The organism is Enterobacter sp. SECR19-1250, assembly GCF_013391025.1.
GTDB classification, from domain to species: Bacteria; Pseudomonadota; Gammaproteobacteria; order Enterobacterales; family Enterobacteriaceae; genus Enterobacter; species Enterobacter cloacae.
The window spans coordinates 1-14,084 of record NZ_JACASJ010000117.1 but is presented as its reverse complement, the minus strand read 5'-3'; the positions used below and the strand labels follow the sequence as shown (position 1 = coordinate 14,084).

The 14,084-nt window shown below is 55.3% G+C and carries 10 protein-coding genes; 9 read left to right on the top strand and 1 reads right to left on the bottom strand.

Annotation, left to right across the window (positions count from 1 at the left end; all coding sequences use genetic code 11):
• Positions 1-124 precede the first annotated feature (124 nt).
• From polB to rluA, 3 genes are all read left to right on the top strand, one after another.
• Complete coding sequence (polB, locus tag HX884_RS22275) at positions 125-2,482, top strand: DNA polymerase II (RefSeq protein ID WP_178328810.1); 2,358 nt, start codon at positions 125-127, stop codon at positions 2,480-2,482.
• Between the two features lie 128 nt (positions 2,483-2,610).
• Complete coding sequence (rapA, locus tag HX884_RS22270) at positions 2,611-5,517, top strand: RNA polymerase-associated protein RapA (RefSeq protein WP_045292756.1); 2,907 nt, start codon at positions 2,611-2,613, stop codon at positions 5,515-5,517.
• A gap of 12 nt (positions 5,518-5,529) precedes the next feature.
• The gene (gene rluA / locus HX884_RS22265; RefSeq protein WP_178328809.1) at positions 5,530-6,189 is read left to right on the top strand and encodes a bifunctional tRNA pseudouridine(32) synthase/23S rRNA pseudouridine(746) synthase RluA; all 660 of its coding nucleotides are present in this window, start codon (positions 5,530-5,532) and stop codon (positions 6,187-6,189) included.
• Between the two features lie 31 nt (positions 6,190-6,220).
• Here rluA and djlA read toward each other — a convergent pair whose 3' ends face one another.
• Entirely contained in the window at positions 6,221-7,039 is an 819-nt protein-coding gene (gene djlA, locus HX884_RS22260; protein WP_013095544.1) for a co-chaperone DjlA, read from the bottom strand.
• Between the two features lie 239 nt (positions 7,040-7,278).
• Here djlA and lptD point away from each other — a divergent pair, with 239 nt between their 5' ends.
• The 6 genes from lptD to apaH are packed head-to-tail and all read left to right on the top strand — an operon-like array spanning position 7,279 to position 14,008.
• Complete coding sequence (gene lptD, locus HX884_RS22255) at positions 7,279-9,630, top strand: LPS assembly protein LptD (RefSeq protein WP_178328808.1); 2,352 nt, start codon at positions 7,279-7,281, stop codon at positions 9,628-9,630.
• A gap of 53 nt (positions 9,631-9,683) precedes the next feature.
• A complete protein-coding gene (surA, locus tag HX884_RS22250; RefSeq protein WP_013095542.1) occupies positions 9,684-10,970 on the top strand; it encodes a peptidylprolyl isomerase SurA in 1,287 nt (428 codons plus the stop codon).
• On the top strand, positions 10,970-11,956 hold the full coding sequence (gene pdxA, locus HX884_RS22245) for a 4-hydroxythreonine-4-phosphate dehydrogenase PdxA (protein WP_178328807.1): 987 nt from the start codon (positions 10,970-10,972) through the stop codon (positions 11,954-11,956). Before surA ends, pdxA begins: the two co-directional genes overlap by 1 nt.
• Positions 11,953-12,774 carry a 16S rRNA (adenine(1518)-N(6)/adenine(1519)-N(6))-dimethyltransferase RsmA gene (gene rsmA / locus HX884_RS22240; RefSeq protein WP_013095540.1) on the top strand — a complete coding sequence of 274 codons (822 nt, stop codon included), beginning with the start codon at positions 11,953-11,955 and terminating at the stop codon, positions 12,772-12,774. Before pdxA ends, rsmA begins: the two co-directional genes overlap by 4 nt.
• A 3-nt stretch (positions 12,775-12,777) precedes the next feature.
• Entirely contained in the window at positions 12,778-13,155 is a 378-nt protein-coding gene (apaG, locus tag HX884_RS22235; RefSeq protein ID WP_013095539.1) for a Co2+/Mg2+ efflux protein ApaG, read from the top strand.
• Positions 13,156-13,159: 4 nt separating this feature from the next.
• The gene (gene apaH / locus HX884_RS22230) at positions 13,160-14,008 is read left to right on the top strand and encodes a bis(5'-nucleosyl)-tetraphosphatase (symmetrical) ApaH (RefSeq protein WP_178328806.1); all 849 of its coding nucleotides are present in this window, start codon (positions 13,160-13,162) and stop codon (positions 14,006-14,008) included.
• Positions 14,009-14,084: the final 76 nt, after the last annotated feature.

Sequence of the window (14,084 nt, the reverse complement as noted above, 5' to 3'; positions counted from 1 at the left end):
TATGGAAAACTGAATATGGCGTTCTGAGTCTTCCCACCATGATCGGGGAAGACCCATATAAACCCAGCATAAAACCGCTAACCAGGCTATAATCAGGCCTGGTTTTGTTTTATGGGATAACGGCGTGACGCAGGCGCAAGAAGGTTTTTTACTGACCCGACACTGGCGGGATACGCCTCAGGGAACAGAGGTGGAGTTCTGGCTGGCGACGGACAACGGCCCGCTGCGCGTTACCCTGCCGCCACAGGAGTCCGTGGCATTTATTCCTGAAGCCCACATCGACAAAGTAAAGCAGCTACTGCGCGGTGAAAACAACTGGCGCATCACGCCACTTGAGCTGAAGGATTTCCATCGCCAGCCGGTTTTTGGCCTCTATTGTCGCGCCCATCGCCAACTGATGCGCTATGAAAAACTGCTGCGCGAGGCGGGCGTCACCCTGTACGAAGCCGATATTCGTCCCCCGGAACGTTTTCTGATGGAGCGGTTTATTACCGCCCCTGTCTGGGTTGATGGCACGGCGCACAACGGCGGGCTGATTAACGCCCGTCTGAAACCTAACCCGCACTACCGTCCGCCGTTGAAATGGGTCTCACTGGACATCGAAACCACCCGTCACGGTGAACTGTACTGTATTGGTCTTGAAGGCTGCGGCGACCGGGTTGTCTATATGCTCGGGCCACCGAATGGTGATGCCTCCGCGCTGGACTTCCGACTGGAGTACGTCAACAGCCGGCCACAGCTGCTGGAAAAACTGAACCAGTGGTTTACCGATCGCGATCCCGATGTCCTGATCGGCTGGAACGTGGTGCAGTTCGACCTGCGGGTACTGCAAAAACACGCCGAGCGTTACCGCATCCCGCTCATGCTTGGGCGGGGTCATAGCGAACTGGAATGGCGCGAGCACGGTTTCAAAAACGGCGTCTTCTTCGCACAGGCCAACGGTCGCCTGATTATCGACGGCATCGAGGCACTGAAATCCGCATTCTGGAATTTCTCTTCCTTCTCGCTGGAGGCAGTGGCGCAGGAGCTGCTGGGGGAAGGGAAATCCATCGATAACCCGTGGGACCGAATGGATGAGATCGACCGCCGCTTCAACGAAGACAAACCGGCACTTGCCACCTATAACCTGAAAGATTGTGAGCTGGTTACGCAGATTTTCCACAAAACCGAGATCATGCCTTTTCTGCTGGAACGCGCCACAGTGAATGGTCTTGCCGCTGATCGGCACGGCGGTTCCGTGGCGGCATTCAGCCATCTGTACTTTCCCCGCATGCACCGGGCAGGCTACGTCGCACCGAACCTGGGGGACGTGCCGCCGCAGGCAAGCCCTGGCGGCTACGTGATGGATTCCCGGCCGGGACTGTATGACTCCGTGCTGGTACTGGACTACAAAAGCCTCTACCCCTCTATTATCCGCACCTTTCTGATTGATCCGGTGGGGCTGGTAGAGGGGATGGCGCAGCCGGACGATATGCACAGCACCGACGGGTTTCTGGGGGCGCGTTTCTCACGGGAGAAACACTGCCTGCCGGAGATCGTGGGACAGATCTGGCACGGGCGCGACGAGGCCAAGCGCCACGGCAACAAGCCGCTTTCTCAGGCGCTGAAAATTATCATGAATGCCTTTTACGGTGTGCTGGGCACCAGCGCCTGTCGCTTCTTCGACCCGCGTCTCGCCTCGTCTATCACCATGCGCGGGCATGAGATCATGCGCCAGACAAAGGCGCTGATCGAATCCCAGGGCTATGAAGTGATCTATGGCGATACCGACTCCACCTTCGTCTGGTTGAAGGGCGCGCACGCCGAAGAGGAAGCCGCGCGAATTGGCAAACAACTGGTCGCCTTCGTGAACGACTGGTGGCAAGCGCATTTGCAAAAAGAGCGGTTAACCAGTGCGTTAGAGCTGGAGTATGAAACCCATTTCAGCCGCTTTTTAATGCCCACTATCCGTGGAACCGATCAGGGCAGTAAGAAACGCTACGCCGGATTGATTCAGGAAGGTGAAAAGCAACGCATGGTGTTTAAAGGGCTGGAGACGGTACGCACAGACTGGACTCCGCTGGCGCAGCAGTTCCAGCAAACGCTCTATTTGCGGATCTTTCGTAATGAGCCTTATCAGGACTACGTCCGCGAGACGATAGCCAGCCTGATGGCCGGCGAGCTCGACAACCAGCTGGTGTATCGCAAACGCCTGCGCCGCCCGCTGGCCGAGTATCAGCGTAACGTTCCGCCACACGTCCGCGCCGCGCGTCTGGCGGATGAAGAGAACGTCCGTCGGGGGCGCGCCCCGCAGTATCAGAACCGGGGCACCATCAAATATGTCTGGACGACAAACGGGCCAGAGCCCGTGGATTATCAACACTCTGCGCTGGACTACGACCATTACCTGACGCGCCAGCTTCAGCCCGTCGCGGATGGAATTTTGCCGTTCATTGACGACGATTTTGCTACACTAGTGACAGGGCAGCTTGGCCTATTTTGACACGTGACGAAATCGCTGCCATCCAGTACCATAGCGCCCTTTCCACTCCCGGACCCATTTTTCGATGACCGTCTTTTTTGACGGTGGTTGAACTATTGCCTGCAATTAAAGATTAGAGCCGAACACATATGCCTTTTACACTTGGTCAACGCTGGATCAGCGATACAGAAAGCGAACTTGGATTGGGAACCGTGGTTGCAGTCGATGCACGCATGGTCACCCTCCTTTTCCCTGCTACCGGTGAAAACCGCCTGTACGCTCGCAATGACTCCCCTGTTACCCGCGTGATGTTCAATCCAGGTGACACCGTGACCAGCCACGACGGCTGGCAGCTAAAGGTTGAAGACGTAAAAGAAGAGAATGGTCTGCTCGCCTACATTGGGACTCGCCTCGACACTGACGAGAGCAATGTCATCCTGCGCGAAGTGCTGCTCGACAGCAAACTGGTTTTCAGCAAGCCGCAGGATCGCCTGTTTGCCGGGCAAATCGACCGTATGGATCGCTTCTCCCTACGCTATCGCGCACGTAAATTCCAGAGTGAACAGTACCGCATGCCGTGGAGCGGCCTGCGTGGTCAACGCACCAGCCTGATCCCTCATCAGTTGAATATCGCCCATGACGTTGGCCGTCGTCATGCGCCTCGCGTACTGCTGGCAGACGAAGTGGGCCTCGGTAAAACCATTGAAGCCGGTATGATCCTGCATCAACAGCTGCTTTCTGGCGCCGCTGAGCGCGTGCTGATCGTGGTACCGGAAACGCTGCAACACCAGTGGCTGGTTGAGATGCTGCGCCGCTTTAACCTTCGTTTCTCGCTGTTTGACGACGAGCGCTACGCCGAAGCCCAGCATGACGCAGACAACCCGTTTGAAACCGAACAGCTGGTCATCTGCTCCCTGGACTTCGTGCGCCGCAGCAAGCAGCGTCTTGAGCATCTGTGCGACGCAGAGTGGGATCTACTGGTGGTCGACGAAGCGCACCACCTGGTCTGGAGCGAAGAGGCACCGAGCCGTGAATACATGGCGATTGAACAGCTTGCCGAGCGCGTGCCGGGCGTCCTGCTGCTGACCGCAACGCCGGAGCAACTGGGGCTGGAGAGCCACTTCGCCCGTCTGCGCCTGCTCGATCCAAACCGCTTCCATGACTTTGAGCAGTTTGTCGAAGAACAGAATAATTACCGCCCGGTTGCCGATGCAGTCGCCATGCTGCTGGCGGGCAAACGCCTCTCGAATGACGAACTCAACACCCTGAGCGATCTGATTGGCGAACAGGATATTGAGCCGCTGCTGCAGGCAGCCAACAGTGACAGCGACAACGCGGGTTCCGCGCGTAAAGAGCTGATCGATATGCTGATGGACCGCCACGGCACCAGCCGCGTGCTGTTCCGTAACACCCGTAACGGCGTGAAGGGCTTCCCGAAACGCGAACTGCATACCATCAAGCTGCCGCTGCCGACGCAGTATCAGACGGCGATAAAAGTCTCCGGCATTATGGGGGCGCGCAAAAGCCAGGAAGAACGTGCGCGCGACATGCTCTACCCGGAGCAGATTTATCAGGAATTTGAAGGCGATACCGGAACCTGGTGGAACTTCGACCCGCGTGTTGAATGGCTGATGGGTTACTTAACGGCTCATCGTTCACAGAAAGTGCTGGTGATCTGCGCCAAGGCGGCCACCGCGCTGCAGCTGGAGCAGGTTCTGCGCGAGCGCGAAGGTATTCGAGCCGCCGTGTTCCACGAGGGGATGTCCATTGTCGAGCGTGACCGCGCCGCGGCCTGGTTCAGTGAAGAAGACAGCGGCGCACAGGTTCTGCTGTGCTCTGAAATCGGTTCTGAAGGGCGTAACTTCCAGTTCGCCAGCAACCTGGTGATGTTCGATCTGCCGTTCAACCCCGACCTGCTGGAACAGCGTATCGGCCGTCTGGACCGTATCGGTCAGGCGCATGATATTCAGATCCACGTCCCTTACCTGGAAAAAACCGCTCAGTCGGTGCTGGTACGCTGGTTCCACGAAGGTCTGGACGCGTTCGAACATACCTGTCCGACGGGACGCACCATTTACGATCAGGTGCATACGGATCTGATCGGTTACCTGGCAGCGCCGGAAAATACGGACGGTTTTGATGAGCTGATCAAATCCTGTCGCGAAAAGCATGAGGCTCTGAAAGCGCAGCTGGAGCAGGGACGTGACCGCCTGCTGGAAATCCACTCCAACGGTGGCGAAAAAGCGCAGGCGCTTGCCGAAAGCATTGAAGAGCAGGATGACGACACCAGCCTGATCAGCTTCGCCATGAACCTGTTCGACATCGTCGGGATTAACCAGGACGATCGCGGCGAGAACATGATCGTGCTGACCCCATCCGATCATATGCTGGTTCCGGATTTCCCGGGCCTGCCGGAGGATGGTTGCACCATCACCTTTGAGCGTGACGTGGCGCTGTCTCGCGAAGACGCGCAGTTCATCACCTGGGAACACCCGTTGATCCGCAACGGCCTCGACCTGATCCTTTCCGGCGACACGGGTAGCAGCACGATTTCCTTGTTGAAAAACAAAGCATTACCCGTTGGTACGCTGCTGGTTGAGCTGATCTATGTTGTGGAAGCGCAAGCGCCGAAACAGCTGCAGCTCACCCGCTTCCTGCCGCCAACGCCAGTGCGTCTGCTGCTGGATAAAAACGGCACCAACCTGGCTGCACAGGTTGAATTCGAGAGTTTCAACCGCCAGTTGAGCGCAGTAAACCGCCACACGGGCAGCAAACTGGTCAACGCCGTACAACAGGACGTGCACGCCATTCTGCAGTTGGGTGAAACGCAGATCGAAAAAGCGGCCAGGACGCTGATTGATGCCGCTCGCGAGGAAGCCGATGAGAAACTGTCTGCAGAGCTGTCTCGTCTGGAAGCGTTAAAAGCGGTGAACCCAAACATCCGTGATGACGAACTGACCGCGATTGAGAGCAACCGTCAGCAGGTGCTGGAAAGCCTGAATCAGGCAAGCTGGCGTCTGGATGCCCTGCGTCTTATCGTTGTGACGCATCAGTAAACGGAGCACAAGATGGTGATGGAGCCTTACAATCCGCCGCAAGACCCGTGGCTGGTTATCCTTTATCAGGATGAACACATTATGGTGGTCAACAAGCCTAGCGGCCTGTTGTCCGTGCCGGGGCGTCTGGATGAGCACAAAGACAGCGTGATGACACGTATTCAGCGTGATTATCCCCAGGCGGAGTCCGTTCATCGCCTGGACATGGCAACCAGCGGTGTGATTGTGGTGGCGCTGAACAAAACGGCTGAACGTGAACTCAAACGCCAGTTCCGCGAGCGTGAGCCGAAAAAGCAATATGTCGCACGCGTCTGGGGCCATCCCGCGCAGGCGGAAGGGCTGGTGGATCTGCCGCTGATTTGCGACTGGCCAAACCGGCCAAAGCAGAAGGTGTGCTATGAGACGGGCAAGGCCGCGCAAACCGAGTATGAAGTGCTGGAGTACGCGCCGGATAACACGGCACGCGTGCTGCTTAAGCCCATTACCGGGCGTTCACATCAGCTGCGTGTGCATATGCTCGCACTGGGGTATCCGATTCTGGGAGACCGTTTTTACGCCCCACCGGAGGCGCTGGCTTCAGCGCCGCGTCTGCAGCTTCATGCCCAGACGCTCACCATCACCCACCCGGCGTTTGGCAACGCAATGACGTTTAAAGCCCCGGTGGACTTCTAAAAAAAATGGCCCGACTGTGTCGGGCCATTTTTTATTTGAAATTTTTCTGCTCTTTTATCAGCTCGTACGCTTTCTGGATTTCCTGCGCTTTTTGCTTCGCCATCTCCATCATCTCTGGCGGTAAGCCCTTCGCGACCAGTTTATCCGGGTGATGTTCACTCATCAGCTTACGATAGGCGCGCTTGATGGTTGTCGCATCATCCGAAGGTTTCACGCCAAGCACGTTACAGGCGTCTTCCAGCGTCGGCCCTCGCTGCGCCTGCTGCCAGCCGCCGCCAGAGGATTGATGCTGTTGATAGCCACCGCCAAAGTGTGCGCCGCCCTGCATCATGCGCAGGAACTGGTCGAACTGCATGCGGGAGATCCCCAGCTCTTCGGCAATCACGTATAAAACATCGCGTTCATTCGGATGAAGAGACCCGTCGGCAAACGCCGCCTGAATCTGGATCTCCAGAAACATCCGAATTAAATCAAAACGGCCGAAACAGATACTGCGGAACTGACGCATTTTTTCGCGCAGCGGATAGTTATCCGATTTACCGATGCGAAACGCATTTTGCGCCGCCACACGAGATTCCCCATGCAGATTCATGCGGTCCATAAATACGCTGGCAATCTGGATATCGGCTTCCGTCACCCGCCCTTTTGATTTGGTTAAGTGCCCCATCACCTCAAAGGTGGTGGAGAAAAAGAGGGACTGACGCTCGCGCTGGTTGGCGAACCACGCCATTTTGCGGCTGCGTGCCTTATCGAACATATGGCCAATAATCAGGCCAAGTACGATGCCCCAAAACCCGGCACCCATGATGATGGCGAACGCAACGCCGATGATTTTACCCCAATACTGCATATACTCCCCGGATAGTCATGTCCCTTGTCGACGCAACGCCATCATTACAGTGGTCGAGCCACGGTCAATTGAGGGACATCGCCTATAATTTGCATTATCATACTCGTCATTCGATAGCGAGCCTAACACTCTGGCACGCAAACGGGCAGGATTAACGCTGGTACTGCGCTGATGAGTAAGATAGTCTCTGAGCGTTTGTAAGCCGTAGCCACTGATGACGGAACACTAAAATATAACGTATGAAAAAACGTATCCCCACCCTCCTGGCCACAATGATTGGCACCGCCCTGTACAGTCAACAGGGGCTGGCGGCCGATCTTGCCTCGCAGTGTATGCTTGGCGTCCCAAGTTATAATCGCCCACTGGTGAGTGGCGATACAAATAGCTTGCCGGTAACCATTACTGCCGACAGTTCTAAAGGAACCTATCCTGACAATGCCACGTTTACGGGCAGTGTGGATATTAATCAGGGCAATAGCCGCCTGCAGGCAGATGAAGTGCAGTTGCACCAGAAGCAGCCGGAAGGTGCGGCCGAACCGGTACGAACGGTGGATGCGCTGGGTAATGTGCACTATGACGACAATCAGGTCATCCTGAAAGGTCCGAAAGCATGGTCAAACCTGAACACCAAAGATACTAACGTCTGGGAAGGTGATTACCAGATGGTAGGTCGTCAGGGGCGTGGTAAAGCAGATCTGATGAAACAGCGCGGTGAAAACCGCTATACGATTCTGGAAAACGGTTCCTTCACCTCCTGTCTGCCGGGTTCGAATACCTGGAGCGTGGTCGGAAGTGAGGTAATTCACGACCGTGAAGAACAGGTCGCAGAAATCTGGAACGCCCGGTTTAAACTCGGCCCGGTGCCGGTTTTCTATAGCCCATACCTGCAGCTTCCCGTGGGCGACAAACGTCGTTCAGGCTTCCTGATTCCAAATGCTAAATACAGCACCTCGAACTATTTTGAGTTCTATCTGCCGTATTACTGGAACATCGCGCCCAACATGGACGCCACGATCACGCCGCACTATATCCATAAGCGCGGCAACGTCATGTGGGAAAACGAGTTCCGCTATCTGACTCAGGCTGGTGCAGGTCTGATGGAGCTGGATTACCTGCCATCAGATAAGGTCTTCCAGGATGAGCACCCAACAGAAGGTGATAAACACCGTTGGATGTACTACTGGCGCCACGCTGGTGTCATGGATCAGGTCTGGCGTTTTAACGTCGATTATACCAAAGTCAGCGATCCTTACTATTTCAACGACTTCGATTCCAAGTACGGCTCCAGTACCGATGGCTACGCCACGCAGAAATTTAGCGTTGGCTATGCCATCGAGAACTTCAACGCCACGGTGTCGACGAAGCAGTTCCAGGTCTTTAGCAGTCAGAATACCAGCACATACGGTGCAGAACCGCAGCTGGATGTGAACTGGTATCAGAACGATGTTGGTCCATTCGATACCCGCATCTACGCGCAGGCAGTGCATTTCGTCAATACCAACTCGGACATGCCGGAAGCCACGCGTGTTCATTTAGAACCGACGATCAATTTACCGCTGTCGAACAACTGGTCGAGTCTGAATACCGAAGCCAAGCTGATGGCGACCCATTACCAGCAGAAAAATGTGGACTGGTATAACAACCGTTATGGCACCGACCTTGACGAATCCGTGAACCGCGTTCTTCCGCAATTCAAAATGGACGGTAAGTTGATCTTCGAGCGCGATATGGGTCTACTGGCGGATGGGTATACGCAGACGCTTGAGCCACGTATGCAGTATTTGTACGTGCCTTATCGCGATCAGAGCAAAATCCAGAACTATGACTCCGCTTTCCTGCAGTCTGATTACAGCGGCCTGTTCCGTGACCGTACCTACGGCGGTCTCGACCGTATTGCTTCCGCAAACCAGTTAACGACCGGCGTCACAACGCGCGTTTATGATGAATCTGCCGTTGAACGTTTTAACGTTTCTGTTGGTCAAATCTACTATTTCACCGAGTCTCGTACCGGTGATGACAATATCAACTGGGAGAAAGACAACAAAACAGGTTCGCTGGTGTGGGCGGGCGATACCTACTGGCGCATGACCGATCGCTGGGGCTTACGCGGGGGTCTGCAGTACGACACGCGTCTCGACAATATTGCGACCAGCAGTGCAGCCGTCGAGTACCGTCGCGATGAAGATCGTATGGTGCAGTTGACCTATCGTTACGCCAGCCCGGAATATATTCAGGTAACTCTGCCGAACTATGCCACCCGAGAACAGTACAAAGACGGGATTTCGCAGGTGGGTGGTGCAGCCAGTTGGCCAATCGCTGACCGCTGGTCAATTGTGGGCGCTTACTACTTTGACACTAACGCCAACAAGCCTGCTGACCAGATGGTTGGTCTGCAATATAACTCCTGCTGTTATGCGCTGCGTGTCGGCTACGAACGCAAGCTTAACGGCTGGGATACTCAAAACAATCAGAGCAAATACGATAACGTGATTGGCTTTAATGTCGAATTGCGCGGCCTGAGCTCCAACTACGGCCTGGGCACGCAGCAGATGCTGCGCTCGAACATTCTGCCGTACCGCAGTTCCTTGTAATGTGCTTGTTTTGCAACGTAATCCGCTTTGCGGTTAATTGAAATGGAAAAAGTATGAAGAACTGGAAAACGCTGCTGCTCGGTGTCGCTATGGTTGCGAATACCAGCTTCGCGGCCCCCCAGGTTGTTGATAAGGTCGCCGCTGTGGTTAACAACGGTGTCGTGCTCGAAAGTGACGTTGACGGTTTGATGAAATCTGTGAAGCTCAATTCGGGCCAGGCTGGTCAGCAACTTCCGGATGACGCAACGCTGCGCCATCAGATCCTGGAACGTCTGATCATGGATCAGATTGTCCTGCAAATGGGTCAGAAAATGGGCGTGAAGATCACTGACGAGCAGCTCGATCAGGCGATCGCTAACATCGCTAAGCAGAACAATATGACCCTGGATCAGATGCGTAGTCGTCTGGCCTATGATGGCATCAGCTATTCAACCTACCGTAATCAGATCCGTAAAGAGATGCTGATCTCAGAAGTGCGTAACAATGAAGTTCGTCGCCGCGTCACCATCCTGCCGCAGGAAGTCGACGCGCTGGCAAAACAGGTGGGCAACCAGAACGATGCCAGCACCGAGCTGAACCTGAGCCACATTCTGATCCCGCTGCCAGAGAACCCAACGTCTGACCAGGCCGCTGAAGCGGAAAGCCAGGCGCGCGCTATCGTTGAGCAGGCACGTAACGGCAGTGACTTTGGCAAGCTGGCCATTACCTACTCTGCAGACCAACAGGCGCTGAAAGGCGGCCAGATGGGCTGGGGACGTATTCAGGAACTGCCATCCATCTTTGCCCAGGCGCTGAGCACGGCGAAAAAAGGCGACATCGTGGGTCCAATCCGTTCAGGTGTTGGCTTCCACATCCTGAAAGTCAACGACCTGCGTGGTCAGAGCCAGAACATCTCCGTCACCGAAGTTCATGCTCGCCACATTCTGCTGAAACCGTCACCGATCATGACAGACGATCAGGCGCGTGCGAAGCTGCAACAGATTGCTGCGGACATTAAGAGCGGAAAAACGTCGTTTGCGAATGCCGCAAAAGAGTTCTCTCAGGATCCTGGCTCTGCTAACCAGGGCGGCGACCTGGGCTGGGCGGCTGCTGATATCTACGATCCGGCATTCCGCGATGCGCTGATGAAGCTGAACAAAGGCCAGATGAGTGCGCCGGTACATTCCTCCTTTGGCTGGCATCTGATCGAACTGCTGGATACCCGCAACGTTGATAAAACCGACGCAGCGCAGAAAGACAGAGCCTATCGTATGCTGTTCAACCGTAAGTTCTCTGAAGAAGCGGCAACCTGGATGCAGGAACAACGCGCCAGCGCTTACGTGAAAGTTCTGAGCAACTAATGAAACAGCATCGTGTTGTGATCACCCCCGGCGAACCCGCCGGGATTGGGCCTGACCTCGTGGTCCAGCTTGCCCAACGTAGCTGGCCGGTGGAACTGGTCGTCTGTGCTGATGCAACACTGTTACAAGACCGGGCTTCACTGCTCGGTCTGCCTTTAACGCTTATCCCCTACGTTGAAGGCCAGCAGCCTGCACCGCAGCAAGCCGAAACGCTCACGCTTCTTCCCGTCCATCTTCGTACTCCTGTTATTCCGGGTCAGCTCAGCACTGAAAACGGCCACTATGTTGTCGAAACCCTGGCGCGCGCCTGCGATGGTTGCATAAAGGGGGAATTTGCTGCCCTGATTACAGGCCCTGTCCACAAAGGGGTGATTAACGAAGCTGGCATTCCGTTCACCGGACATACCGAGTTTTTTGAAGAGCGATCGCACAGCCCGAAAGTGGTGATGATGCTGGCGACGGAAGCGATGCGGGTGGCTCTGGTAACAACCCATCTGCCGATTAAGGCCATTCCTGACGCCATCACCCCTGAACTGCTGCGGAAGATCATCGGGATACTGCATCACGATCTGCAGACCAAATTCGGTATTAAACAGCCGCACGTTCTGGTCTGTGGCCTGAACCCACACGCCGGGGAAGGCGGGCATATGGGGACTGAAGAGATCGACACCATCATTCCGGTGCTGAATGAAATGCGGGCGAAAGGGATGAACCTGAGCGGGCCATTGCCTGCCGATACCCTTTTCCAGCCCAAATACCTGGATAATGCCGATGCCGTGCTCGCGATGTACCACGATCAGGGCCTGCCCGTGCTAAAATACCAGGGCTTTGGCCGCGGTGTGAATATCACCCTCGGTTTACCTTTTATTCGAACGTCCGTTGACCACGGTACTGCGCTGGATCTGGCAGGCCAGGGAAAAGCGGATGTCGGCAGTTTTATTACGGCGCTTAATCTCGCCATCAAAATGATTGTTAATACTCAATGACTAATCGAGTCCATCAGGGCCACTTAGCCCGTAAACGCTTCGGGCAAAACTTCCTCAACGATCAGTTCGTGATCGACAGTATTGTCTCGGCCATTAATCCGCAAAAAGGCCAGGCGATGGTTGAAATCGGCCCCGGTCTGGCAGCACTGACTGAACCCGTCGGCGAACGTCTGGACGAACTGACCGTTATCGAACTCGACCGCGATCTCGCTGCTCGTCTGCAAACGCACCCGTTCCTTGGGCCGAAGCTGACGATTTATCAGCAAGATGCCATGACCATGAATTTTGGCGAGCTGTCGGAAAAAATGGGTCAGCCGCTGCGCGTATTCGGTAACCTGCCCTATAACATCTCCACGCCGCTGATGTTCCACCTCTTTAGCTATACTGATGCCATTGCCGACATGCACTTCATGTTGCAAAAAGAGGTGGTAAACCGTCTGGTTGCAGGGCCGAACAGTAAAGCGTATGGTCGTTTAAGCGTGATGGCACAATATTTCTGCAATGTGATCCCGGTACTCGAAGTGCCGCCGTCTGCCTTCACGCCGCCGCCAAAAGTCGACTCTGCGGTTGTGCGCCTTGTGCCGCATAAAACGATGCCATACCCGGTCAAAGACCTGCGCGTACTGAGCCGCATCACCACAGAAGCCTTTAACCAGCGCCGTAAAACGATCCGTAATAGCCTCGGCAATCTGTTCACCGTTGACGTGCTGGCCGAGCTGGGCATTGACCCGGCTATGCGAGCAGAAAACATCTCTGTTGAGCAGTACTGTAAACTGGCTAATTACATTAGCGAAAATGCGCCGCCGAAGGAGAGTTAAGCCATGATTGATTCGCCCCGCGTCTGTGTCCAGGTACAAAGCGTTTACGTTGAGTCGCAGTCCTCACCCGATGAAGAACGTTTTGTTTTCGCCTACACCGTGACCATTCGCAACCTGGGGCGGATGCCTGTGCAACTGCTCGGGCGTTACTGGCTTATCACTAACGGCAATGGCCGTGAAATCGAAGTTCAGGGTGAAGGTGTGGTTGGTGAACAGCCCCACATCGCCCCTGGCGAAGAGTATCAGTACACCAGCGGTGCAGTGATCGAAACGCCGCTGGGTACCATGCAAGGCCATTATGAAATGGTCGACGTCGATGGCAATGTGTTCCGCGTTGCTATTCCTGTGTTCCGTCTCGCCGTTACAACACTCATTCATTAATCTAATGTCTACATATCTGATTGGCGACGTTCACGGTTGCTACGATGAACTGATCGCATTATTAAAACAGGTCGACTTTACGCCAGGACGGGATATTCTCTGGCTAACGGGCGATTTAGTGGCGCGTGGGCCAGGCTCCCTGGAGGTTTTACGCTTCGTAAAATCGCTGGGCGACAGCGTTCGCATGGTGCTAGGCAACCATGATTTGCATCTGCTCGCCGTCTTTGCCGGCATCAGCCGCAATAAGCCGAAAGATCGTCTCACCCCGCTGCTGGAGGCGCCAGACGCCGACGAACTGATCAACTGGCTGCGTCGTCAGCCCCTGTTGCAGATCGATGAAGAGAAAAAACTGGTCATGGCACACGCCGGGATCACCCCACAGTGGGATCTTGAGACGGCCAAAACCTGCGCGCGTGACGTAGAAGCCGTGCTGGCGAGCGATTCCTATCCCTTCTTCCTTGATGCCATGTACGGCGACATGCCAAATCACTGGAGTGAAGATCTGAGCGGCCTGGCGCGCCTGCGTTTTATCACGAACGCGCTCACACGGATGCGTTTCTGCTTCCCGAACGGGCAACTGGATATGTACTCAAAAGAGACGCCGGAAAGCGCACCTGCACCACTTAAACCGTGGTTTGCGATTCCCGGGCCGGTCACCAGTGAGTACAGCGTGGTGTTTGGCCACTGGGCCGCGCTAGAAGGGAAAGGCACGCCGGAAGGGATCTACGGTCTAGATACCGGTTGTTGCTGGGGCGGGGATTTAACCTGCTTACGCTGGGAAGATAAAACGTACTTCGTGCAGCCGTCCAACCGACAGCTGGATCTGGGGGAAGGCGAGGCGGTCGCCTCCTGAGAGTAAATTCCCTCTCCCGGCCGGGCTGAGGGATCCCCAGTAATATGGTCATGCCGCCATGACCATATTACTGTAC

Coding starts and splice junctions, on each gene's coding strand:
- rapA (WP_045292756.1), top strand. CDS start 2,611: ATGCCTTTTACACTTGGTCAACGCTGGATCAGCGATACAGAAAGCGAA.
- rluA (WP_178328809.1), top strand. CDS start 5,530: ATGGTGATGGAGCCTTACAATCCGCCGCAAGACCCGTGGCTGGTTATC.
- djlA (WP_013095544.1), bottom strand. CDS start 7,039: ATGCAGTATTGGGGTAAAATCATCGGCGTTGCGTTCGCCATCATCATG.
- lptD (WP_178328808.1), top strand. CDS start 7,279: ATGAAAAAACGTATCCCCACCCTCCTGGCCACAATGATTGGCACCGCC.
- surA (WP_013095542.1), top strand. CDS start 9,684: ATGAAGAACTGGAAAACGCTGCTGCTCGGTGTCGCTATGGTTGCGAAT.
- pdxA (WP_178328807.1), top strand. CDS start 10,970: ATGAAACAGCATCGTGTTGTGATCACCCCCGGCGAACCCGCCGGGATT.
- rsmA (WP_013095540.1), top strand. CDS start 11,953: ATGACTAATCGAGTCCATCAGGGCCACTTAGCCCGTAAACGCTTCGGG.
- apaG (WP_013095539.1), top strand. CDS start 12,778: ATGATTGATTCGCCCCGCGTCTGTGTCCAGGTACAAAGCGTTTACGTT.
- apaH (WP_178328806.1), top strand. CDS start 13,160: ATGTCTACATATCTGATTGGCGACGTTCACGGTTGCTACGATGAACTG.